This window comes from Collinsella aerofaciens (assembly GCF_015552075.1).
In the GTDB taxonomy this organism is placed as follows: domain Bacteria; phylum Actinomycetota; class Coriobacteriia; order Coriobacteriales; family Coriobacteriaceae; genus Collinsella; species Collinsella aerofaciens_Y.
This window is the reverse complement of sequence record NZ_JADNDZ010000102.1, coordinates 19,396-42,438: the sequence shown is the minus strand read 5'-3', so window position 1 is coordinate 42,438 and position 23,043 is coordinate 19,396. Positions and strand designations below refer to the sequence as shown.

The window sequence follows — 23,043 nt, the reverse complement described above, 5'->3', positions numbered from 1 at the left end:
CGAGCCGAGGAGTCGTTATGCCACGCGAGACCAATGCCGCCAAACGCGAGCGCGCCATCGAGGTGTGCGAGCGCCTCAACCGTCGCTATGGCCCGGTCGAGTGCTTTTTGGACCACGATAACCCCTTTCGCCTGTTGATCGCCGTGCTTCTTTCGGCGCAGACGACCGACGCACAGGTCAACAAGGTGACGCCGCGGTTGTTTGACCAGTGGCCCACGCCCGAGGCCATGGCCGGCGCGAGTGTTGCCGACGTGGCGGATACGATCAAGTCGCTCGGCTTCTATAAGAGCAAGGCCAAGCACGCCGTGGAGGCCGCGCAGATGATCGTTGCCGACTACGGCGGCGAGGTGCCGGCCGACATGAAGGAGCTCGTCAAGCTGCCGGGCGTGGGACGCAAGACCGCGAACATTGTGCTCAACGTGGGGTACGGCATTGTGGAGGGCATTGCGGTGGATACGCACGTCAATCGCATTGCGCACCGCCTGATGCTGAGCCCCAAGACGCACGCCAAGGAACCGCTCAAGACCGAGCAGGACCTGCTCAAGATCTTGCCGCACGAGTATTGGGAGTCGGTCAACCACCAGTGGATTACCTTCGGCCGCGAGATCTGCGATGCCCGCAAGCCCAAATGCGACGAATGCCCGCTGGCAGACCTTTGCCCCAGCGTGCGCGTTTTGGGGTAGCGCCGCGGCGTGCATCGGCGTGCGCGCCCTATGCGCTACCATGGCAATCAATGAATTTTGACGAACGACCCGCCGAGCTTGCCCCGGCGGGCTTTTGGCGTTGCGATGCCGGAGGAACAGCATGCTCATTCACCGTATAGCCGCGCAGCTCTACACTGCCGAGGCGCTGCAGACCGTCGAGGCTGGGCTCGATGCCGGCGAGGACGTGACGCTTGCCGTGTCGCAGTCGGGCCGCACACTTATGGCAGCCGCCCAGTTTGCGCGCCGTCCGCGCCCCACGGTCTACATCGTGAGCGGCGAGGACGCTGCCGATCGCGCTGCGCGCAGCCTAGCTGCCTATGTGGGCCTGGCGCACGTGTGCCGCTTTCCCGAGCGCAAGGACTACCCTTGGCGCGAACAGGCGCCCGACGACGCCGTGGTGGCCCAGCGCTGCGAGGCGCTCGGGCGCATCGTGCGCGGCGACAACTGCATCATGGTCGCCTCGGCCCGCGCGCTGCTGCGCTGCGTGCCGCCGGTCGAGAGCCGCTACTGGGAGTCCACGACCTTTACAGTGGGCGAGGAGATTCCCTTTGACGAGGTGCCGCAGCGTCTGGTGGGCATGGGCTACACCAATGCCGGCGCTGCCGACGCGCCCGGTCTGTTCCGTGTGCACGGCGATACCGTCGAGGTGTTCCCCGCGCAGGAAAAGGCGCCCGTGCGCATTGAGTTCTTCGGCGACGAGATCGATCGCATCCGCCGCATGGTGAGCTCTACGGGCCAAACCATCGGCAACGAGGACAGCATCGAGATCTTCCCCTGTCGCGAGTTGGCGCTCACCGACGAGGCCGTCCACAACATGCATGTGGCGCTCTATCGCGCCAGTCAGGACGACAGCAAGCTGGCGGCGCTGCTCGAGATGGTGGATGCGCGCATCGTCACGCCCGAGCTCGACCGCTTTTTGCCAGTGATGTACGGCCAGACTGTGAGCCCGCTGTCGCATGTGAGCGGCAAGGCGCTCGTGGTGCTGTCCGAGCCGCGCTCGCTGTTCGACGATTGCCTGCGCGCCTACGAGGATATCGAGACCCGTGCCGGCGAAGCGGGGGTTGACCGCCTGGACGGCCTGTACGTGCGCGCCCAGCAGCTCGACTTTGGTGCTCAGCAACGCCTGAACTACGTGAGCCTCATCCGCGCCGGCGGTGCGGTGACCGCCGAGCTCAAGATTGAGCAGCCGGCCATTGCGGGCTCGGACAATCGCTTTATGACGCGCATCCAGGAGGTCGTGGGCAAGCGCTATGCCTGCGTGTTTGCCATTCCCGACCGTGGCGCGCGCGAGTCGATGGAGCTCACCTTTGGCGACGAGGGCATTACCTTTGAGGAGTCGCTGACCGCCGCGCCCGAAAACGCGGGTCTCATCGGCGACCGCGTGCGCGTGGCGGCGGCGGATTCTGCCGATCGCGCCGCACGCCAGGAGGCCCATGCTTCGATCCGTGAGCGCAAGGCCGACGCGCTCAATGCCCGCTCTCTGGAGGCCGGCGCCGCCCAGGCCGCCGCCGGCGCCGCCGTGCCCACCATCTCGCGCGGACGCGTGACCTTTGTGGACGCCGCCCTGCCGCAGGGCGTGGTGGTGCCCGACGCCAACCTGGCCGTGTTCTCGATCGCCGACCTCAACGCCCGCATGGACGCCAACCGCGCGCGTGGCCGCCGCAGGGTGGACATTACGCAGATTACCTTCCCCTTTAAGCCGGGCGACTACGTGGTGCACGCCACCCACGGCATCGCGCTCTTTAGCGAGATCGCGCGCCAGGAAGTGGGCGGCAAGGAGCGCGACTACTTTTTGCTGGAATACGCCGACGGCGACAAGCTCTACGTGCCGCTGGAGCAGGTCGACCGCATTACGCGCTATGTTGGTCCCGACGGCGACAAGCCGCGCCTGACCAGGCTCAACACCGCCGACTGGACGCGCGCCACCAACAAGGCGCGCAAGAACGCCAAAAAGCTGGCGTTTGACCTGGTCGACCTGTATACGCGCCGATCTTCGATTGCCGGTATCGCCTGCCCGCCCGATACGCCCGAGCAGATCGAGATGGAGGAGAGCTTCCCTTACGACGAGACGCGCGACCAGCTGGAGGCCATCGCCGACATTAAGGCCGACATGGAGGCTCCCAAGCCCATGGACCGCCTGCTGTGCGGCGACGTGGGCTTTGGCAAAACCGAGGTCGCCCTGCGCGCGGCATTTAAGTGCGTGGATTCCGGTCGTCAGGTCATGGTGCTCTGCCCCACGACCATTCTGGCCCAGCAGCACTACGAGACATTCTTTGAGCGCTTTGCCCCGTTTGGCCTTGAGGTCGAGGTGCTCAGCCGCTTCCGCACACCGGCGCAGCAAAAGCGCGCGCTCAAGGCGTTTGCCGAGGGCACGATCGACGTGCTCATCGGCACGCATCGTCTGCTTTCGGCCGATGTGAACCCCAAGAACTTGGGCCTGGTGATCATCGACGAGGAGCAGCGCTTTGGCGTGCAGCACAAGGAACAGCTCAAGAACCTGCGCGAGCAGATTGACGTGCTCACGCTTTCGGCAACGCCGATTCCGCGAACCATGCAGATGGCTACGAGCGGCGTTCGCGACATGAGCCTGATCACTACGCCGCCGACCGGGCGTCGTCCCGTGATCGTGCACGTGGGGGAGTACGACCCCGATGTGGTGAGCGCGGCGATTCGCTTGGAGGTGGGCCGCGGCGGTCAGGTGTACTACGTGTCCAACCGCGTCAAGACCATCGATGACGCCGTGGCGCGCGTGCACGAGGCCGCGCCCGAGGCGCGCGTGGGCGTGGCGCACGGCAAGATGAGCCCGCGCGAGGTCGAGGACGTGATGATCGAGTTCGCGACCAAAAAGATCGACGTGCTCATCGCCACGACCATCGTGGAGAGCGGCATCGACAACGCGACCGCCAACACGCTCATCATCGAGGATTCGCAACGTCTGGGCTTGGCGCAGCTCTACCAGCTCAAGGGCCGTGTAGGCCGCTCTGCCACGCAGGCCTACGCGTACTTTATGTTCCCGGGCGAGTTGCCACTCACCGAGGAGGCCACGGCGCGCCTGACCGCACTTTCCGAGTTCCAGGACCTGGGCAGCGGCATGCGCATCGCCATGCGCGACCTGGAGATTCGCGGCGCCGGCTCGCTTATGGGCGCCGAGCAGCACGGCAACTTGTCGAGTGTGGGCTTTGACCTGTTTACGCAGATGTTGGGCCAGGCCGTGGCCGAGGCGCGCGGCGATGACGACGCCGGCGTGGAGGCGGCGAGCGTGGGTATTAACCTGCCGGCCGACTACTTCTTGTCCGAGGAGTACCTGCCGGCGGTGGACCAGCGCGTGCTCGTGTACCGTAAGCTCGCAGCGGCCGAGGACCTGGAGAGCATCGACGAGGTGCAGGAAGAGACCGAGGCCGCGCATGGCGAGCTGCCGTTGGCGGGACTCAACCTGTTCAATCGCGCGCGCATCCGCATTCGCGGCGAGCGCCTGGGGCTCGAGAGCGTCACGCTCAGTGGCGGTCGCATCACGTTTTTGGGCGTAGACGTGCCCAAGAAGGTGGCCTTTGAGCTTAAGACCCGCTATGGCGCGGTGAACTTCCCCAAGAGCCGCAAGCTGTCGGTGCCCTACAAGGCGGGCGCCGGTGCGGGCAGCGGCCTGGGTCGCGGCCTCGATGCCAACGACGGCACCGGCCCCGTGGCCGCGGCGCTCATGCTGCTGCAACAGCTGGGCGCTAGTGATGATGACTAGCGAGTCGACGCTGCAAACACCCCATTCGGGCACTCTGGCTCCATCGAAAGGAAAGCATGTTCGGATACATCTATAAGAAAGATGTCGCCATTATCGCGGTTGTCCTGTGTCTTTGTCTGGGCGTGGGCAGTTTCTTCGATTATCAGATCTCGAGTGCGCTGTTCAACTCGTCTAGCCTGTTTGGCCGCTTTGTCGAGGCGGCCGGCGAGCTGCCGTTCGAGCTGACGGCGAGCGTCGCGGGCATTATGCTCGTGCGCTCGGCACGTCCCGATTCCAAGGCGAGCAAGTGGCTCGCCGCGCTGGGCGTTCTGATCAACGTAGGCCTGGTCGGCTACGAGATTATCGGATCGCTGCGCGTCGGCGGCAAGCTTATTGCGTTTCAGCTGGTTCTGACGTTTGCATTGGTCATCGCGGCCAACCTCATCGCCTATCGCCTCACGCGCGACACCGACTCCGACGAGCTCGCGCGCTGGGCGCTGATGGTGCTTGCCGTGTGGGTCGCTCAGGCCATCATCCTCAACGTGGTTGTCAAGCCGCTGTGGTCGCGCCCGCGCATGCGCGTGATCGAGGTCACGCCGGGGCTCAATTTTCAGCCGTGGTGGGTGATTGGCAACCCCGACAAGTGGAGCTATATTGCGGCCGGCGTGATCAAGGACGGCTTCAAGTCGTTTGCGAGCGGACATACGGCGCACGCGGCGATCGGCCTTATGCTCGCCGGGCTTCCCGCGGCGGCCTTTAAGGAAAAGCCGTCGCGCCGTCGCGTGGTCTTTTGGACGGCGGCTGCGGTTGCGGCGCTCGTCGCCTTTGGCCGCATTGTGATCGGTGCGCACTTTTTGACTGACGTGAGCTGCGGCTTTGCCCTGGTGCTGGCACTTGAGTGCCTTGCCGCGCGCATTGCCTATCCGGGCGGCGTACAATAGCGGCGTTTAAATCATCGGGCCCGTGCCCGGCTAGAGAGGATTGCCATGCTCGCGTTTAACAACGACTATTCCCACGGCGCACACCCGGCAGTGCTGCAGGCACTCGTCGACACCAATATGGAGCCGCAGCCCGGCTACGGTACCGATGCACACACCGAGCGTGCCAAGCAGCTCATCCGCGAGGCCTGTCAGGCCCCCGATGCCGACGTGTTTTTTCTGGTGGGCGGCACGCAGGCCAACGCGACGGTGATCGACATGCTGCTTGCGCCCTACGAGGGCGTCGTTGCCGCCGAGACCGGCCACGTTGCCTGCCACGAGGCGGGCGCCATCGAGTTTGGCGGCCACAAGGTGCTCACCATCCCCGGCTACGAGGGCAAGATGCACGCCGAGGACCTCGAGAACTATATTCAGGTGTTCTACGAAAACGAGAGCTACGAGCACACGGTGTTCCCGGGCGCCGTGTACGTGAGCCTATCGACCGAGTACGGCACGCTGTACTCCAAGGCCGAGCTCGCGGCGATTCACGCGGTGTGCCAGAAGCATGAGATTCCGCTGTTTGTGGACGGTGCTCGCCTAGCCTATGCGCTGGCGGCCGATGAGTGCGACATTACCCTGCCCGAGCTGGCGCAGCTGTGTGACGTGTTCTACATCGGCGGCACCAAGTGTGGTGCGCTCTGCGGCGAGGCTGTGGTGTTCTGTGGCATGCACGCCCCGGCGCACCCCATTCCGCGTATTAAGCAGCATGGCGCACTGCTCGCCAAGGGCCGCCTGATGGGTGTGCAGTTCGAGGCTCTTTTTACCGATGGCCTGTATTTTGAGATTGGTCGCCAGGCGATTGAGACCGCTCAGGCGCTTCGTCGTGTGCTGCACGAGCGCGGCTACCAGTTCTTCTTGGAGACGCCCACGAACCAGCAGTTCGTGATTCTGCCCAACGAGGATATGGCCCGCATTCGCGAGCATGCGGCGATCGAGTACTGGGAAAAGTACGACGATACTCATACGGTAGTGCGCTTTTGCACCAGCTGGGCCACGACGCAGGAGGACATCGACGCGCTGGCGGCTGTCCTGTAGCCTGATGTAATGACGAGGGGCCGCCCTGCGCTGGGTTTGGCGCAGGGCGGCCTTTGCTTTTGGGGGAGAAGAGTTGTATGACCGAGATGTCCGAGCCGACGATTCGCCTGGCGACGCCCGAAGACGCGCCGGCGTTGCTTGCCATCTATGAGCCATATGTGCGCCAGACGGCGATTACCTGCGAATACGAGGTGCCGAGCGTTGAGGAGTTCGCCGGGCGCATCGAGCGTACGCTCAAGCGCTATCCGTACCTGGTGATGGAGCTGGACGGGCGTCCGATAGGCTATGCCTATGTGAGTCCGCTCAACAGCCGCGAGGCATACGACTGGTCGGTCGAGACGTCGATCTACCTGGCACGCGATGTGCGCCATGGCGGGCTGGGTCGCAAGTTGCACGATACGCTCAAGCAATGCCTGATTGCGATGGGCATCACCAACATGTGCGCGCTCATCGCCGTGCCGCACGATAAGGACGACGAGTATCTGACGCACAACAGCCAGGATTTCCATGCCCATATGGGATATCGCCTGGTGGGTGCCTTCGACCGCTGCGCCCAAAAGTTCGGCCGCTGGTACGACATGTGTTGGATGGAGCTGGTCCTAGCCGAGCGCACGCCCAACCAGCCCAAGCCAACCTGGTTCCCCGACCTCCTCGCCTAAAACCACCACGAAGGTGCCTGTCCCCTTTGTGGTGGTTTTGGCAGGTTAGCCGATGGGCTCGGTGTATTTGGCACGGTCGGTGCGCTGGATGCGCTTGGAGACATGGAGCGGGCGGCCGTCGGTGTCGTAGACGTAGTCGGTGATTAGGATCAGCGCCTGCCCGCGCTCAACGTTGAGCAAAAACGCCTCGTTTTGCGAGGCATAGCACACCTCAAAGGTCTTGTGCCCCTGTGCCGGCGCGCGATGGAATTCCTGGCGCAGCGTCGCGTAGAGCGAACCATTGATATCGCGATCGATGAGTGCTTCAAAGCTCGGTGGTAGATAGGTAGTCTCCAGGCACAGCGGCGCATCGTCCAGATAGCGCAGACGGACAAGTTTGACGAGCTTGCTGCCCACGGCCGCATCAAAGAACTTAGCTATACTGCCGCCCGCCTTGGTAAAGCCCGAGTCCACCGTGCGCGTGGTGGGCTTCATGCCCTGACCCTGGACCTGCGCCGTATAGCTCGAAAACACCAGGTTGTTCTCGTGGAGCGCCGGCGTGTCGGCCACAAAGGCGCCGCGCCCGCGCTCGGTTCGAACCAGACCCTCATCAACGAGCACCTTAAGGGCATGGCGTACGGTGCTGCGCGACAGCCCCGATTCGTCCATGAGCTCCATCTCGGACGGCAGCTTGTCTCCGCGTGCGTAGATGCCGGCGGCGATGCGGTCGCGAAGCGTACCCGCCAAGCGCTCGTATTGGCTCAGTTTCTTTTTAGATGAAGCGTTCATGCGATCAGCCTATATCTAACTTGTATGCTTATCTAAGCAAGCATGTATTCAATACGACAACAAAACAGCTGGTAGCCAATTATCAAAAACCGCATCAGCAAAAATTCTAAGATAAATATAGCATACAACTAGTCGACATAACCAAAACATGTATGTAACTTGTATGCCTGTTATGAGCATCAAACGAGAAGAAAGGCTGATGCACGATGACTACTCAGGAACAGGTTAAGGACGTCGTCTCCCAGGTTTTGGCTGACAAGGCAGACAAGGGCGGCATCAAGCGCGTCGTGTGGATTGGCGCCGGCGGATCCAACGGCGGCAACTATCCTGCCCAGTACTTTATGGAGCACGAGGCCACGCAGGTCGTGAGCTCCAGCTACACCAGCAACGAGTTCGTGCACGCCACCCCGGCCTACGTCAACGAGAACACCCTGGCCGTCGTCGTGTCCATGCGCGGCACCAAGGAGACCATCGTCGCCGCCCAGGTCGCCAAGGACCACGGCGCCAGCACCATCGCCATCTATGTTGACGAGTCCGGCCTCACCGAGGTCTGCGACTACAAGATTCAGTACGACAGCCTGGCCGTCGACGAGTCCTGCATGGGTCGCACCAACTCTGCCGTCGTGACCATGATCGCCATGGAGCTTACGCAGCAGACCGAGGGCTATGCCGAGTACGAGACCGCTATGGCCGCGTTCGACTTGGTCGACCCCATCTATCGCAAGGCCGTCGAGTACACCCGTCCGCTCGCTGCTAAGTGGGCCGAGCAGAACGCCGACAAGCCCTGCATCAACGTCATGGCCCAGGGCCCGCTCTTTGGTGCCGCCTACGTCTTTAGCATCTGCAACGTGCAGGAGATGCTGCAGATCGACTCCTGCACCATCAACACCTGCGACTTCTTCCACGGCCCCTTCGAGATCCTGGACAAGCGCACCTCGCTGTTCCAGCTCATCAGCGTCGGCCGCAGCCGCTGCAACGACGAGCGCGGCATCCGCTTCGTCAACCAGTACGGTGGCGAGCGCGTCTATCAGCTTGACGCCAAGGAGCTCGGCCTCAACGACATCAAGGACAGCGTGAGCGAGTACTTCAACCACCTAATCTTTGCGCCGATCCTCAACAACGTGTACATGCGCGCGCTCTCTGCCGTCACCCACAAGGACTACATGACGCGCCGCTACATGTGGAAGCTGGACTACTAGGGGATAGAGCGGCCTAACAGCTCGATGTCCTCATAAGTTGCGGTGGAATAGTTCCTGCTTGGGGGCTTGAAGCCTCTATTTAGGAACTATTTCACCGCAACTGAATCCAGGGCGGCACTTGGGGACGTTCCTTTTGTGCCGGCACTTGGGGACACTCCTGGGAATCATTTCCCGTCCGCCGATTTGTGTCTTGAAAAATGTATATAACGACTATAACGTAGTGTGAAACATATTGGAAACAATACCGAGGAGGCTGCGTTGAAGAAAAGCAATCTGGGCTATGTGCTGGTGCTGATCGCCGCGCTTATGTGGGGCAGCATCGGAATCTTTGTAAACGGCATCTCGGCCATGGGCGTTTCGTCCCAGAGCATGGCTGCCTTTCGCTTGTTGGTCGGAGCGCTTATCTTGGCGCCGGTCCTGATGTTTATGGGCTGCCGTCCGGGTGAGGGGTCTACCGTGGCTCAGGGTCCGCTGGCACTGTTCAAGGCAAGCCCTAAAGAGCTTGTTCCCTGCGCGCTTGTCGGTATTGTCGGCCTGGCCGCCGCCAACACCTGCTATTACGAGTGCATGGGCGAGGTGGGCATGTCCACGGCCTCGGTGCTGCTCTATACCTCGCCGGTGTTTGGCGTCGTGCTCGGCCGCGTGCTTTATCGCGAGGACGTGACCCCCAACAAGCTCGTCGCCATTGTCTTTAACATCGTTGGCTGCGTGCTTGCAGTGACCAATGGCGACCTTTCCGGTTTTCATTTTTCGGTTTGGGGCGTCACGTCGGGCGTGATTGCAGGCCTTTGCGGTGCGTCGCTCGCGGTGTTTAGCCGGATAGCAACCAAGACAGTCCACCCGCTGGCTGTCACGTTTTGGGGCTTTGTTTTTGGCGGTGCGGTTATGGCGGCTATCGCGGCTCCGTGGCCGGATGTCGCCGCGGCAATGTCGCCACAGCTGCTGCTGCTGTTCCTTGGCTTTGGACTCATCCCCACAGCCGTGGCTTACATCTTATATATGCAGGGTCTGTCCATGGGGCTCGAGACGTCGAAAGTTCCCGTCGTAATGTCTTTCGAGACGGTCGTCACCGTACTGGTGGGCATTGGCATCTACGCTGAGCCCGCCGGCGCGATCAAGGTCCTGGGCATCGTGCTGGTGCTCGCGTCCATCCTGATCATGAACACCGACTTCTCCAAGCTGCGCAACAGTGTGTTTGTCGGTCATGTTGTTGAGAGCATGACCTTTAAGCCCAACGCGTGGTGGACGGAGAAATCGCAGGACATGGATCTGTTTAAGGAGCGCACCGGCATCGCGCTGGAGCCCACCGTGCAGGAAAGCCCCTGGTACTTTGTGCGATAGAGGATTGCGCGCAGGGTCTGACCTCGGGTTATCCAGCCAGCGCGGCCTACCCAGCCCCAACGTTTCAAATACGTTAAACCCGTCAACGGTCGATTTTCACCCGCGAACGGTCTTTATACTAATTAGCAATATAAGCAACGTATAAGACGTTATAATGACCATAACGAAAAGGAGGAGGCAAGATGAATCAGATCATTCTCGCATCTCATGGCGGCCTGGCCGCAGGCGCCAAAGACACGCTCGAGATGGTTCTCGGCGACGTGTCGAACGTCCACGTCGTGTCGCTTGCTCGTGACGACAAGGAGCCCATCACCGATAAGGTGGACGCCATGATCGCCACGTTCAACGCGGACGACACCGTCTATGTGCTGACCGATATGCTCGGCAGCTCGGTCAACAACAGCATGGTCGAGCTTTCCAAGAACGGCACGAAGTTCACGGTTGTCAGCGGTTTCAACATCCCGCTGGCGCTCACGCTCGCTATGAGCCCCGTCCCCGTCAAGGGTGCCGAGCTCGCAGCCCTCATCAACGAGGCCCGCACCGGTCTGACCAACCCCAACGCACCGGTCGAGGCTGCCGCGGCTCCCGCCAAGAAGGCCAAGGCGTCCCGTCACAGCTCCGGTCCCGCCAAGATCGTCCTCGCACGTCTTGATTACCGTCTGCTGCACGGCCAGGTCGTCTTTACCTGGACCACCAAGGTTCAGGCCGAGCGCATCATCGTCGTCGACAACGCTGCCGCCAACGATGACATCAAGAAGGGCGCTCTCAAGCTGGCCAAGCCCCAGGGCGTGCGCCTGAACGTCTTCACCGTCGAGCGTGCCCTCGCCAAGATGGACAAGCTCAACACCCTCGGCGAGCGCGTCATGTTCGTCTTTGGCAACACTGCCGAGATGCTGCAGTTCTGCCAGGGCTACAAGCTCGACGCCATCAACCTGGGCGCCACCGCCAACCACGACGGTGCCGATCAGGTCGGCGGCAAGGACAGCTCCGTCTTTCTCGACGCCACCCAGAAGGCCGACGTCAATCAGCTGCTCGACATGGGCATCAAGCTCTATGTTCAGCAGACCCCTACGTATCAGAGCGTCGACATCGACGCCAAGCTGTAATCAACCAGGCTTTTGCCTGACTGAAAGGAGAAGGGTATGAATACGTTCATCAGTGCGGTGCTCGTCGGCCTCGTCGGCGTGTTCTGCATGTGGGACTCCCGCCTGCTCGGTCGTCTTAACTTCGAGCAGCCCCTCGTTGGCGCTACGCTCGTCGGTCTGCTGCTGGGCGATGTGCCCACCGGCCTTGCCGTCGGTGCCGCCGTCGAGCTCGTGTCCATGGGCCTGGTGCAGGTCGGCGCCGCCGTTCCGCCCGATATGGTCCTGGGCGGCATCGTGGCCGCTGCCTTCGCATGCCTGACCGATGCTTCCGCCGAGACCGCCATGACGATCGCCATCCCGGTCGCCGTCCTGGGTCAGCTTCTCGGCATCGTGTTCCGTTCCATCATCGCCGCCCTCACCCATGTGGCAGATAGCGCGATCGATAACGGAAAGTTCAAGACCGCCTACCGTATGCACATCTGCGCCGGCTCCGGTCTGTACGCCGTCATGTACTTCCTGCCGATCTTCCTCGCCGTTTTTGTTGGCACCGACCTGGTTCAGGCCATCGTCAACATGGTTCCCGAGTGGCTGTCCGTTGGTCTTAACGTTTCGACCAAGATCATGACCGCCTACGGCTTGGCCCTGCTGCTCACCATGATGATCAAGAAGGGTATGACTCCGTTCCTGTTCATCGGTTTCCTGCTCGCCGCTTACCTCAACCTGTCCGTCATCGCGGTCGCTCTGATCGGTGTGTGCCTGGCTGTCGTCTTCATGGGCTTCAAGTTCAACGGTTCCCATGCAGCCGCCGGTGTCGATTCCGACTACGATCCGCTCGAAGACGACGAAGACTAAGGAGGAACACACTATGGCAACCGCAACCAAGGACGTGTCCCTGAACAAGAAGGTCAGCCAGTTCTTCTGGCGCTCCTGGGCCATCCAGGCCTCTTGGAACTACGAGCGTCAGATGAACATGGGCTTCCTCTACGGCATGGTTCCCACGCTCGATCGCCTCTATCCGGACGAGTCCGACCCCAAGCAGCTCGCTGCTAAGAAAGAGGCTTACCACCGTCACATGGCGTTCTACAACTGCACCCCGCAGACGAGCGCCTTTATCCTGGGCCTCACCGCCTCCATGGAGGAGGAGTACGCCAAGGATCCCGAGAACTTCGATCCCGATTCGATCAACGCGGTCAAGACCTCCCTCATGGGTCCGCTTTCCGGCATCGGTGACTCCTTCTTCCAGGGCACCATCCGCGTTATCGCCTTTGGCCTGGGCGTTCAGCTGGCTCAGCAGGGCTCCATCATGGGCCCGATCCTGGCCATGCTCATCTCCATCGTCCCCTCTGTGCTGATTACTTGGTTCGCCGCCAAGATGGGCTATCAGGGCGGCCACGAGTACCTGAGCAAGCTTCAGGGCGGCGACCTCATGGAGAAGCTCATGTATGTCTGCGGCATCGTGGGTCTTATGTCCGTGGGCGGCATGATCGCCACGCTGATCGGCGCCACCACCCCGCTGCAGTTCGCTGAGGGCACCGTCGTTATCCAGGACATCCTGGACGGCATGATGCCCCAGATGATCTCCCTTGGCCTCACCGGCCTTATGTACTGGCTCATCAAGAAGAACGTCAACACCGGTTGGCTTCTCGTGATCGCCATCGTGGGCGGCATCGCCCTCTCCGCGGCCGGCATTCTGGCCTAGTCGCGACCAAGCGCCTAACCGCTTTCCCCCGGGGGCCTGCCTGGCATCCCATACCCCAGGCAGGCTTCCATCCCTAAAATGCGACAATGGGACAGTCCCTTTGTCGCATCCTCAACGGGCCGGCGACTCGGTCCAAATCACGGTAACCCTGCGAGCGCCCGGCAATGTGGCGCCGCAAAAATCGAAAGGAATGTGTCAGATGTACGAGATCGACCTTAACCTCCCTAAGCAGATCGTCGCTGACGTCCTGTCCAACCACGAGATCCACAGTGTCGCCTTCGTCGGCTGCGGTGCTTCCATGTCCGACCTGTACCCCGCCAAGTACTTCCTGGCCAACAACACGGACAAGCTGAACGTTCAGATTTTCACCGCTAACGAGTTCAACTACGACACGCCTTCCTGGGTCAACGAGCACACCTTCGTGATCACCTGCTCCCTCGGTGGCTCCACGCCCGAGACCGTCGAGGCCAACAAGACCGCCAAGAAGCACAACTGCCCGGTCGTCTCCCTCACCAACAAGGCTGGCTCCGCTCTGACCGTCGACGCTGACTACGTCATCGTTCACGGCTTCCACGCCAACTTCGCTGCCAAGTGCGAGAAGCCCGGCTATGCCATCGCTCTTGCTCTCGAGATCCTTCAGCAGACCGAGGGCTATGACAAGTACGACGACATGATCACCGGCCTCACCAACGTCTTCGATCTCTGCGAGAACGCTGCTCAGTCCTGCAAGAAGCTCGCCAAGAAGTTCGCTGAGGACTTCAAGGACGACAAGATGATTTACTTCATGGCCTCTGGTGCCTCCGAGAAGATGGCTTACTCTCACGCCGCCTTCCTGTTCACCGAGATGCAGTGGATCGACGCCGCCGCCTACAACACCGGCGAGTACTTCCACGGCCCGTTCGAGGTTTCCACCGAGGGTAAGCCCTACGTCTTCTTCATGTCCGATGGCGCTACCCGTCCGATGGACGCCCGCGCCCTCACCTTCCTTGAGCGCATGGGCGCCAAGGTCGCTCTGATCGACTCCAAGGACTACGGCCTGGCTGACGCCGTGCCCGCGAGCGTCGTCACCTACTTCAACCCGCTGCTGCACCTCGCCGTTATGCGCGAGTACGGCAACCAGATCGCCGAGGCCCGTCAGCACCCGCTGACCATGCGCCGCTACATGTGGAAGCTTTCCTACTAATCACAAGTAAGTAGACCTTACGGGTTGATTGAGAGGGGATGGGGTTTGCGCCCCGTCCCCTTTTTTGCTCTGGGGAGGGCGTGTCTGTCGCGTCGCAAATCCCAGATAAAACCTACCAAAATAAACCTGTCCCTTTTTGGCAGGTGGGAGGAGATGCGTATGATCAAGGCAGTGCTGTTTGATATGGACGGCGTGCTGGTCGATACCGAGTGGTTCTACAACCGCCGCCGCGTGGCGTTTATGGAAGAGAAGGGGTTTCACTTTGACGAGATCCCCGATCTTTCGGGGTCTAACGAACCGGCCATTTGGGAGGCACTGGTTCCCGACGATGTCGAGCTGCGCGAGCGCCTGCGCGTAGAGTACAAGCATGTCTACAGCCCGGTCCATCCCGTTCCGTATGCCGAACTGCTTAACGAGCAGACGGCGCCGGTAATGCGTGCGCTGCGCGCGCGTGGTGTGAAGTGCGCCATCGCGAGCTCGTCCTACCGTGAGCTTATCGACGAGTTGGTGGAGATTGCCGACATTGCCGACGTGCTGGACTACACCATCAGCGGCCACGAGTGCAGCGCGTTTAAGCCCGACCCCGAGATCTACCAGCGCGCCATGGAGGCGCTGGGCGTGGAGCCCGCTGAGTGCCTGGTGATCGAGGACTCGCCCATGGGCATCGAGGCCGGCAAGCGCTCCGGTGCCCACGTCCTGGCGCTGCGTCCGCACGAGGGCGTCAACCTCGATCAATCGCGAGCCGATGCCGTTATTGATAATCTGACCGACATTTTGGCCGCTTTGTAGTGTCAATCCGCCGCGAGAAGCACGGGTTCAAACGTTTTTTGCGGTGGATTGGCTCAATTTGGTTTCGATTTTGATCCGTTTGGCTTCGATTCGGGCTAAGTGAGTAGACTTTTTGGCGTAGGCCGAGCACAATGCATATCTTCCTTTGTAAAACCGCAGGTCACAGGGGTGGCGGTTTTGGGTGTGCTCGGCAGATCGTAAAAGGTCTACTCACTTGTAATTTGGGCCTCTGGTCGTGGGGGTTGCTGGTCCCGCTTTGGTTGTCGAGGGAGGGTGAATTGAAGCGCCCCCGTACGCTCCATGCTACAATCGCGGGCATGCCCCACAACCACATCTGTCTTCGAAAGGAGCCTACGTGGCGAACGCCATCGATCAGCTCACGGACCGCGTGCTCATGCTCGGCCGTCTCACCATCGTTCGCCGCGCTATTACCGCCGTGGCGGTCACAATTTCCGCCGTTCTCCAGACATTCCTGATCCAGGCGTTCATTCAACCCGCCGACCTGCTTCCGAGCGGCCTCACCGGCGTCGCGGTCCTGCTCGATCGCGTTACCTCGCTCGGCGGCGTTCACATCGACATCTCGCTCGGTATGCTCGCGCTCAACATCCCCGTGGCGCTCCTATGTTGGAGCGGCATTAGCAAGCGCTTCGTCATCTTCTCGATGATGCAGGTCGTGCTCTCATCGCTGTTCCTCAACGTCTTTCACTTCGCGCCGTTTTTGGGCGACAAGATCATGCTCATCATTTTTGGCGGCGTGGTCTCGGGTCTGGGCGCTGCCATCGCGCTTAAGTCCGGCGCATCCACCGGCGGTACCGACTTTATCGCGCTGTGGGTTTCCAACCACACGGGCAAGACCATCTGGGGCGTCATCTTTGGTTTCAACTGCTTTATCCTGGCGATCTTTGGCTTTATGTTTGGCTGGGACAAGGCGGCGTACTCCATCGTGTTCCAGTTTATTTCGACCAAGACAATCGACAGCTTCTATCGTCGCTACGACCGCGTGACGCTGCAGATCACGACGCGCAAGGCCGACGAGATCATGACCGCCTATGTCGACCATTTTCAGCACGGCATTAGCTGTGCCGAGGTTGTTGGCGGGTACAGCCGCGAGAAGATGTACCTGCTGCATACCGTTGTCTCGACCTACGAGAGCCAGGATATCGTCAAGCTGGTGTGCGACGTGGACCCCGGCGCCGTAATCAACGTGTTCCACACGCTCAACTTTGTGGGCGGCTGGTGGGGCGGTCATGTTGACGAACCTATGCCCACGGCTGTGCCCGATCCGGATAAGCCGGCGCGTATGGCCAGCAGGCAGGCGCGCCTGAGCGAGCAGGACAGCCTGCAGCAGGATGACGGCAAGTAAGGATTTGCTGTATGCGGTATATCGTTTTATCAAAGTGAGGTAACATATAAAAAGACGTTATATACGTATGAGTTATTTCGCTATTTTGATAAGAGTGACCAGATATGTCCGCACCTAAAAACGCACCGCTTTACCAGCAGATTTACGACGAGATCAAGGACGCGATCGAAAAGGGTGTTTATACACCCAAGGAGCGCATTCCGTCCGAGCTCGAGCTTGCCGAACAGTATGAGGTGAGCCGCATCACCGTGCGCCGTGCCGTTGAGGAGCTGTGCTCCGATGGCTACCTGGTTAAGCAGCAGGGACGCGGCACCTTCGTCGCCACGCCGCACATCAATCGCCAGTTCCACGCCTCGCTGCTGCAGACGTTTACCGCGCTATGTGCTGACAATGGCATGAAGGCGGGCACGCATGTAGTCGATCGCCAGATTGTGCCGGCGCGTCAAAACGAGATGGAATTCTTTGGTCTGCCGAAGGGTGCACTGCTGCTGCACATCAAGCGCGTGCGTACGGCCGACGGCGAGCCCATCTTTGAGGAAAACGTCTTTGTGCCGTTTGACCAGTATCGCGAGCTGCTGACGGCCGATCTTGAGGACAAGTCGATTTTTGCCGAGGTCGAGCGTGTCGGCGGCATCCCGATCGTCTCGGTTGGCCACCGCACGGTCGAGGCCGTTCGCGCCAACACCGAGCAGGCTGCCGAGCTGGGCATTGCCCCGCACGATCCGCTGCTCAACTTGCGTGTCGGTTTTATCGGTCCCAACGATGAACCGGTTTTGCTCGGCAAGCAGTACTACGTGGGCAGCCGCTACGTCATGGTCATGTAGGTTACGCGGTTTTACCAAACCGCGTAACGGGCCGACGCTGCAAACGCCCCTAAGCGGCAATCTGACGTTCAATCGTCGGTCGCGTACCGAAGTACGCTTCCCTCCTCTTTCACGTCACCTTGCTCGCTTAGGGGCGTTTTCGCTGACTTATGCTCAACCAGCGACGTTTCCGCGCTTGTCAAGAGACTAGTCATTGGGGACGTTCTTAAACGACTAGTCATTCAAGAACGTCCATTACAGTCGAAATTGTCAGCCCGGGACCGTCTCGGGCTACGATTGAGGCGCGCCCAGAACGGGCCCCCGACCGGGCGCCCGCGCACGGCCGAACGTCCCTGCCCCCGAGAGGGCCAGTTGGGTGCTGCCGGCGCGGGACGCGCCGCCCCCGACGGCTGATAGGAAAGTGCCGGGCAGGTGCCGCGGCTGGTAATGTGAGTGCCGAGGGGGAGGCCATCCGGTCGAACGACTACCGGAAGGATACCACCGTGAAAGCGCCATCCACCAGACCCGCGGCCGTGCTCGGCCTGGACGTCGGCAAGTCGTCGCACTGGGCCTGCCTGATCGACCGCGACGGGGAGGTGCTGGCCAGCGCCCCCGTCCGCAACAGGGAGGCCGAGCTCGACGCGCTGTTCGCCTCCGCGCCCGCCGGCACGCTCGTCGTCGTCGACCAGTTCCGCAACATAGGGTCCCTCGCCGTGAGGCGGGCCCGCGCCGCGGGGCTCGGGGTCGCCTACCTGCCCGGGCTCGCCGCCAGCCGCGCCGCGGGCCTGTTCGCCGGCGAGGCCAAGACCGACGAGCGCGACGCCGCGGTGATCGCGCGGACCGCCCTGGGCGTGCCGGACTCCCTGTCGGGGGTCCCGGGCCGCGGCGAGGCCCTCGAGGCCGCCCGCGCCCTCTCGTCGCAGCGCGACCACGTCGTCGCCTGCGCGACCAGGGACAAGAACCGCCTGCGCGCGGTGCTGCTCGAGTCCTGCCCGGCCCTCGAGGCCGCGGTCGACCTGTCGGACCGGCGGTGGCTGGAGCTGCTCGCCGGGTTCGGCGGGGCGTGGGGGATCGCCCGCTCCGGGGCCGAGGGCCCGCGGGCCGAGGCCGCCGGGGAGGCCGCGGCCGCCTCCACCGCGCCCCCGCCGGCGCTCGTCGAGGCCGAGAACAGGCAGGTCAGGTTCCTGGCCGCCCGGATATCGGAAGCCCTCGACGAGGCCGGGGCCCTCGAGGCCGAGACGGCGGCGCTGCTCGAGGGCGACGAGACCTACGCGTGCCTGCTCACCGTGCCCGGCATCGGCCCGAGGACCGCGGCGCAGCTCGCGGTGTCGGTCGACATCGGGAGGTTCCCGGACCACGACCACCTGGCCTCGTACTGCGGCATAGCCCCGAGGGTGAGGAGCTCCGGCACGTCGGTGAGGTCGGTCAGGGCGTCCAGGCGCGGCGACGCGAGGCTCAAGTCCCTGCTGATCTTCTCGTGCAACAGCCTGGTGAGGTCCTCGGGGCGCTACGGCGAGTACTACCGGGCCTGCAGGGCACGGGGCATGGGGCACGGACGGGCGCTCAAGGCCGTCGCGAGGAAGCGGCTCAGGGCGATATACGCCGTGATGCGCGACCGGGTGCCCTACCGGGAGTAGCCCCGACGGTTGACAAAACTATAGGAACACCCAATGATTACCCGCAGAATGAGCGTGGCTGACAGCCGGGCGACGCTGGTCCGCGTGGCGGCGTATAATCGGCGGCAGATGATTCTGACGTTAGGAAACCATGACCGATAGCATGCAGCAGATGGCGCTCGACACGCTCGGCGCCTATTTTGGCTACACTTCGTTTCGCCCGGGCCAGGACCGCATGGTCGATGCGATCCTTGCCGGTCGCGATGCGCTGGGCGTTATGCCCACGGGTGCCGGCAAGTCCATCTGCTACCAGGTGCCCGCGCTCATGCTGCCCGGCATCACCTTTGTGGTGAGCCCGCTGCTGTCGCTTATGGAGGACCAGACCCGCGCGCTGCTCGCGGCGGGTGCGCGCCCCAGCTACCTCAACTCTAGCCTTACGCCGGCTCAGCAAAACACGGTGCTTAAGCGTGCACGCGAGGGTCGCTACCAGCTTATGTACGTGGCGCCCGAGCGTTTGCTCGAGCCGCGCTTTCTCGCCTTTGCGCAGGAAGCTGCGGCCGCCGACGGCATCGGCGTGCCGCTCGTGGCGATTGACGAGGCCCACTGCGTAAGCCAGTGGGGTCAGGATTTTCGCCCCGCTTACCTGCAGATTCGCGAGTTTATCGATTCGCTGCCGCAGCGTCCCATCGTGGCGGCCTTTACCGCTACGGCGACCGAGCGTGTGCGTGCGGATATTCAGCAGATGCTCGGCCTGCAAAACCCGGCGACCGTGGTGACGGGCTTCGACCGCAAGAACCTCTACTTTGGTTGCGAGGAGATGGGCGACAAGGCCAAGACCGCGTGGGTGCGCGACTACGTGATTGCGCATTCGAGCGAGAGCGGCATCGTGTATTGCTCCACCCGCAAGACGGTCGATGCCCTGGCAGGCGAGCTTGCCGAGGCTCTGGGTCCCAGCGGCATTCGCGTGGGCCGCTACCACGCCGGCATGGGCAACGATGCCCGTCGCCAGAGCCAGCGCGCCTTTATCGACGACGACATCCAGGTGATGGTCGCCACCAACGCCTTTGGCATGGGTATCGACAAGCCCAACGTGCGCTACGTGATCCACAACAACGTGCCCGAGAGCATCGAGGCCTACTATCAGGAGGCGGGCCGCGCCGGTCGCGATGGCGATCCGGCGAGCTGCCACCTGCTGTGGAATGGCAACGATTTCCGCATGCGCCGCTTTTTGATCGACCGCGGCGATGCGGCCGACGAAGCGCTCGACGACGAGCAGCGCGCGTGGGCGCTCCAGAACCGCTACCGTTTGCTCAGCCAGATGGAGGGTTACTGCAACACCACCGGCTGCCTGCGCGAATACATGCTGCGTTACTTTGGCGACGAGGCCGCGGCCGAGCATGCGGTTGCGTGCGCGGTTGGCGCGGAAGACGAGGCCGAGGGCTGCGGCAACTGCAGCAACTGCCTCACGCAGTTCGAGGTCGAGGACGTCACCGACATGGCACGCGCCGCCGTGCGCTACGTTGCCATGCGCCCTATGCGCTTTGGCAAGTCGCTGATCGCCGATGTGCTCCACGGCGGCAATACCGAGCGCATTCGCCAGATGCATCTGGACGAGGACCGCGGCTATGGTGAGCTGTCGAGCGAATCGGTCGGCCGCATTAAGGACATCATCGGCCAGCTGTGCGGCCGTGGCTACCTGGCCACCTCGCAGGGTCAGTATCCGGTGGTGGGCCTGGGCCCGCGCGCCGGCGAGGTCGAGGACGAGGCCTTTGCCTTTACCATTAAGCGCCGCGCGTCCAAGCGCAAGGCCTCAGCGCGCGCCCGTCGTGCGGTGGACCTGCTGCGCGAGGAAGCCGAGCTGGACCAGCGTCCGCGCGTGGGCGACGACGCCGAGCTGTTCGAGCGTCTGCGGGCACTCCGCAAGGAGATCTCGACCGAGCTCGAGATAGCGCCGTATATGGTCTTCTCCGACAAGGCCCTGCGCGGCATGTGCCGCCTGCGCCCGCAGACGCGCGACGAGCTTATCCAGGTCAACGGTATTGGTGAGAAAAAGGCCGACAGCTTTGGTGAGCAGTTTATGACGGCGATTGAAGAGTTTGAATCCGAGCACGCACGGGATGGAGCGTAAACTATGGCAACCGAGAGCAAAACAGAGCGTTCCGAGCGCGCCGAGGTGCCCGCCGTGCCGCTGTATCAGCAGGTTATGGACGACCTAAAGGGCGAGATCTCGCGCGGTGTGTATCCGACCGGCTCGCGCATTCCATCCGAGATGGAGCTCGCGAAGTCCTACGGCGTGGGGCGCATCACCGTGCGCCGCGCCATCGAGGAGCTGTCGCGCGCGGGGTATCTTAGCCGCCAGCAGGGGAGGGGTACCTTTGTGTGCGCTCCCAAGCTCAAGCGCAAGATTGTCCAGAAAGGCGATGTTCAGAGCTTTACCGATGGCTGCGTTGCAAACGATATGGTGCCGGGCGCGCGCCTGGTGTCGCGCACGGTGGTCGCGGCGACGCACGAGGATGCGGCATTCTTTGGCGTGGAGCCCGGCTGCGAGCTTATCGTGGTCGAGCGCGTGCGTACGGCCGACGGCGTCCCCGTCATGCTCGAGAACAACGCCTTTGTGCTTGCCGACCATCCGTATCTGCAAACACTGGCCGACGATGACCTTACCGACAATTCGATCTTTGCGCTTGTTGCCGAGCATTCGGGTCGTTCGCCGCTCAAATCCGATCCCTGCACGGTGGAGATTGCGCTTGCCGATGCTCAGGCGGCCCCGCTGCTCGAGGTTCCGATCGGCGAGCCGCTCTTCTACATGGAGGCGTACTTTACCGATTTTGATGAGCAGCCTCTGCTGCTCGGCCGCCAAAAGATCGTGGGATCGCGCTACGTGTTCGACATCTAACGTTCATAGATAGAACAACATAGAACAAATTTGCCGAAATGACTTTCCGAGCGATAGCTTGCGTGGTATAAATAGGACAACATAGAACGACCGCAGGTACGAGCTGTCGTCTAAAGTTGCCATACAAGGAGGAACATCAGTATGAACGCACATGATCTGGTTCAGGAAATCATAGAGCGCAAGGGCAAGATCGAGAACGTCTTTTGGATCGCCTGCGGCGGTTCGATGATCGACCTGATGCCGGCTAACGAGCTGCTCAAGCGCGAGGCCATCACGTTTACCTCGACGGTCTACACCGCGCGTGAGTTCTGCCTGATGGCCCCCAAGAGCCTCGGCGAGAAGTCGCTCGTCATCGCCTGCAGCCACAGCGGCAACACGCAGGAGGTCGTCGACGGCTGCGAGATGGCGCTGGCTGCCGGTGCCGAGGTCGTTGCCATGACCGACTGCGAGGGCTCCAAGATCGATAGCGGCAAGTGGACCACCTGGGTCTATCCGTGGGGCGAGGGCGTGCCGCAGTCCGAGGTCCCGCAGGGTATCGGCGCTCTGATCGCCGCTGAGCTGCTCGATCAGCAGGAGGGCTACGAAGCACTCGCCGACATGTATGCTGGCCTTAAGCAGATGGACGCGCTGTTGCCCGCCGCTCGCGAGAAGGTCAACGCCGAGCTGGGTGACCGCTTTGCCGAGCTCTGCCAGCAGCACAAGTTCTTCTACATCCTGGGCTCCGGCCCCAACTTTAGCCAGACCTACGCCATGGCTATCTGCTCGCTCATGGAGATGCAATGGCAGCACTGCTGTTACATCCACTCTGGTGAGTACTTCCACGGCCCCTTCGAGGCCACCGAGCCCGGCGTGTTCTACTTTGTGCAGCTCGGCGCAGGCGAGTGCCGCCCCATGGAGGAGCGCGCGCTTGCGTTCCTCAACACGCACACCGACACGCTCATGGTGCTCGATGCGCTCGAGTACGGCGTGGGCGAGGTGCCCGCTAGCGTGCGCTCGTTCCTAGAGCCGATCTTCTTCTATGCGATGAGCTGCGAGCTGCGCGCCGCCCGCGGCAAGGTGTTCGACCACAGCCCCGAGATCCGTCGCTACATGGGCATCGAGCAGTACTAAGTAACGGGAAAACCATTCACCTTCGATTCGCAAGGGCACTGCGTGAGTCAAAAAAGCGGGCCGCGCCGGGGATTTCCGGCGCGGCCCGCTTAGTATCGCGCTTA

General features: G+C 62.1%; 19 protein-coding genes. 18 read left to right on the top strand and 1 reads right to left on the bottom strand.

The features are described 5' to 3' along the window. The first annotated feature begins 17 nt into the window (after window positions 1-17). The 5 genes from nth (at window position 18) to I2D41_RS07915 (ending at window position 7,087) form a co-directional block, all read left to right on the top strand. Window positions 18-683, top strand: coding sequence for an endonuclease III (gene nth / locus I2D41_RS07935; protein ID WP_195364156.1), 666 nt, complete (start codon window positions 18-20; stop codon window positions 681-683). 121 nt (window positions 684-804) lie between these two features. Then, window positions 805-4,437 carry a transcription-repair coupling factor gene (mfd, locus tag I2D41_RS07930; protein ID WP_195364155.1) on the top strand — a complete coding sequence of 1,211 codons (3,633 nt, stop codon included), beginning with the start codon at window positions 805-807 and terminating at the stop codon, window positions 4,435-4,437. A 56-nt stretch (window positions 4,438-4,493) separates the two neighbouring features. Further along, window positions 4,494-5,357, top strand: a complete 864-nt coding sequence (locus I2D41_RS07925; RefSeq protein WP_195364154.1) for a phosphatase PAP2 family protein — start codon at window positions 4,494-4,496, stop codon at window positions 5,355-5,357. A gap of 45 nt (window positions 5,358-5,402) precedes the next feature. Then, complete coding sequence (locus I2D41_RS07920) at window positions 5,403-6,428, top strand: threonine aldolase family protein (protein ID WP_195364153.1); 1,026 nt, start codon at window positions 5,403-5,405, stop codon at window positions 6,426-6,428. A gap of 77 nt (window positions 6,429-6,505) precedes the next feature. Beyond that, a complete protein-coding gene (locus I2D41_RS07915; protein ID WP_118226089.1) occupies window positions 6,506-7,087 on the top strand; it encodes a GNAT family N-acetyltransferase in 582 nt (193 codons plus the stop codon). Between the two features lie 45 nt (window positions 7,088-7,132). On the opposite strand, the gene I2D41_RS07910 is transcribed toward I2D41_RS07915, so the two are convergent. Then, complete coding sequence (locus I2D41_RS07910; protein WP_195364152.1) at window positions 7,133-7,855, bottom strand: GntR family transcriptional regulator; 723 nt, start codon at window positions 7,853-7,855, stop codon at window positions 7,133-7,135. 206 nt (window positions 7,856-8,061) lie between these two features. Here I2D41_RS07910 and I2D41_RS07905 point away from each other — a divergent pair, with 206 nt between their 5' ends. From I2D41_RS07905 to I2D41_RS07845, 13 genes are all read left to right on the top strand, one after another. Next, entirely contained in the window at window positions 8,062-9,054 is a 993-nt protein-coding gene (locus I2D41_RS07905; RefSeq protein WP_006235139.1) for an SIS domain-containing protein, read from the top strand. A 258-nt stretch (window positions 9,055-9,312) separates the two neighbouring features. Then, window positions 9,313-10,395 carry a DMT family transporter gene (locus I2D41_RS07900; RefSeq protein ID WP_195364151.1) on the top strand — a complete coding sequence of 361 codons (1,083 nt, stop codon included), beginning with the start codon at window positions 9,313-9,315 and terminating at the stop codon, window positions 10,393-10,395. 182 nt (window positions 10,396-10,577) lie between these two features. Further along, the gene (locus tag I2D41_RS07895) at window positions 10,578-11,501 is read left to right on the top strand and encodes a PTS mannose/fructose/sorbose transporter subunit IIAB (RefSeq protein WP_161145296.1); all 924 of its coding nucleotides are present in this window, start codon (window positions 10,578-10,580) and stop codon (window positions 11,499-11,501) included. 36 nt (window positions 11,502-11,537) lie between these two features. Further along, the gene (locus I2D41_RS07890; RefSeq protein ID WP_195364150.1) at window positions 11,538-12,332 is read left to right on the top strand and encodes a PTS mannose/fructose/sorbose/N-acetylgalactosamine transporter subunit IIC; all 795 of its coding nucleotides are present in this window, start codon (window positions 11,538-11,540) and stop codon (window positions 12,330-12,332) included. Between the two features lie 13 nt (window positions 12,333-12,345). Further along, window positions 12,346-13,179, top strand: coding sequence for a PTS system mannose/fructose/sorbose family transporter subunit IID (locus I2D41_RS07885; protein WP_006235135.1), 834 nt, complete (start codon window positions 12,346-12,348; stop codon window positions 13,177-13,179). A 199-nt stretch (window positions 13,180-13,378) separates the two neighbouring features. After that, window positions 13,379-14,362, top strand: coding sequence for an SIS domain-containing protein (locus tag I2D41_RS07880; protein ID WP_229025861.1), 984 nt, complete (start codon window positions 13,379-13,381; stop codon window positions 14,360-14,362). 159 nt (window positions 14,363-14,521) lie between these two features. Next, a complete protein-coding gene (locus I2D41_RS07875) occupies window positions 14,522-15,151 on the top strand; it encodes an HAD family hydrolase (protein ID WP_195364149.1) in 630 nt (209 codons plus the stop codon). A gap of 355 nt (window positions 15,152-15,506) precedes the next feature. After that, on the top strand, window positions 15,507-16,514 hold the full coding sequence (locus I2D41_RS07870; protein WP_195364148.1) for a YitT family protein: 1,008 nt from the start codon (window positions 15,507-15,509) through the stop codon (window positions 16,512-16,514). Between the two features lie 104 nt (window positions 16,515-16,618). Further along, window positions 16,619-17,338, top strand: coding sequence for a GntR family transcriptional regulator (locus I2D41_RS07865; RefSeq protein WP_195364147.1), 720 nt, complete (start codon window positions 16,619-16,621; stop codon window positions 17,336-17,338). Between the two features lie 428 nt (window positions 17,339-17,766). Then, window positions 17,767-18,954, top strand: coding sequence for an IS110 family RNA-guided transposase (locus I2D41_RS07860; protein WP_271741683.1), 1,188 nt, complete (start codon window positions 17,767-17,769; stop codon window positions 18,952-18,954). Window positions 18,955-19,084: 130 nt separating this feature from the next. Then, the gene (locus I2D41_RS07855) at window positions 19,085-21,061 is read left to right on the top strand and encodes a RecQ family ATP-dependent DNA helicase (protein ID WP_195364146.1); all 1,977 of its coding nucleotides are present in this window, start codon (window positions 19,085-19,087) and stop codon (window positions 21,059-21,061) included. Window positions 21,062-21,064: 3 nt separating this feature from the next. Next, a complete protein-coding gene (locus I2D41_RS07850; RefSeq protein ID WP_195364145.1) occupies window positions 21,065-21,829 on the top strand; it encodes a GntR family transcriptional regulator in 765 nt (254 codons plus the stop codon). A 141-nt stretch (window positions 21,830-21,970) separates the two neighbouring features. Continuing rightward, complete coding sequence (locus tag I2D41_RS07845; RefSeq protein WP_195364144.1) at window positions 21,971-22,939, top strand: SIS domain-containing protein; 969 nt, start codon at window positions 21,971-21,973, stop codon at window positions 22,937-22,939. Window positions 22,940-23,043: the final 104 nt, after the last annotated feature.

Coding starts and splice junctions, on each gene's coding strand:
- I2D41_RS07855 (WP_195364146.1), top strand. CDS start 19,085: ATGACCGATAGCATGCAGCAGATGGCGCTCGACACGCTCGGCGCCTAT.
- I2D41_RS07850 (WP_195364145.1), top strand. CDS start 21,065: ATGGCAACCGAGAGCAAAACAGAGCGTTCCGAGCGCGCCGAGGTGCCC.
- I2D41_RS07925 (WP_195364154.1), top strand. CDS start 4,494: ATGTTCGGATACATCTATAAGAAAGATGTCGCCATTATCGCGGTTGTC.
- I2D41_RS07920 (WP_195364153.1), top strand. CDS start 5,403: ATGCTCGCGTTTAACAACGACTATTCCCACGGCGCACACCCGGCAGTG.
- I2D41_RS07890 (WP_195364150.1), top strand. CDS start 11,538: ATGAATACGTTCATCAGTGCGGTGCTCGTCGGCCTCGTCGGCGTGTTC.
- I2D41_RS07910 (WP_195364152.1), bottom strand. CDS start 7,855: ATGAACGCTTCATCTAAAAAGAAACTGAGCCAATACGAGCGCTTGGCG.
- I2D41_RS07885 (WP_006235135.1), top strand. CDS start 12,346: ATGGCAACCGCAACCAAGGACGTGTCCCTGAACAAGAAGGTCAGCCAG.
- I2D41_RS07905 (WP_006235139.1), top strand. CDS start 8,062: ATGACTACTCAGGAACAGGTTAAGGACGTCGTCTCCCAGGTTTTGGCT.
- I2D41_RS07895 (WP_161145296.1), top strand. CDS start 10,578: ATGAATCAGATCATTCTCGCATCTCATGGCGGCCTGGCCGCAGGCGCC.
- mfd (WP_195364155.1), top strand. CDS start 805: ATGCTCATTCACCGTATAGCCGCGCAGCTCTACACTGCCGAGGCGCTG.
- I2D41_RS07875 (WP_195364149.1), top strand. CDS start 14,522: ATGATCAAGGCAGTGCTGTTTGATATGGACGGCGTGCTGGTCGATACC.
- I2D41_RS07865 (WP_195364147.1), top strand. CDS start 16,619: ATGTCCGCACCTAAAAACGCACCGCTTTACCAGCAGATTTACGACGAG.
- I2D41_RS07880 (WP_229025861.1), top strand. CDS start 13,379: ATGTACGAGATCGACCTTAACCTCCCTAAGCAGATCGTCGCTGACGTC.
- I2D41_RS07845 (WP_195364144.1), top strand. CDS start 21,971: ATGAACGCACATGATCTGGTTCAGGAAATCATAGAGCGCAAGGGCAAG.
- I2D41_RS07915 (WP_118226089.1), top strand. CDS start 6,506: ATGACCGAGATGTCCGAGCCGACGATTCGCCTGGCGACGCCCGAAGAC.
- nth (WP_195364156.1), top strand. CDS start 18: ATGCCACGCGAGACCAATGCCGCCAAACGCGAGCGCGCCATCGAGGTG.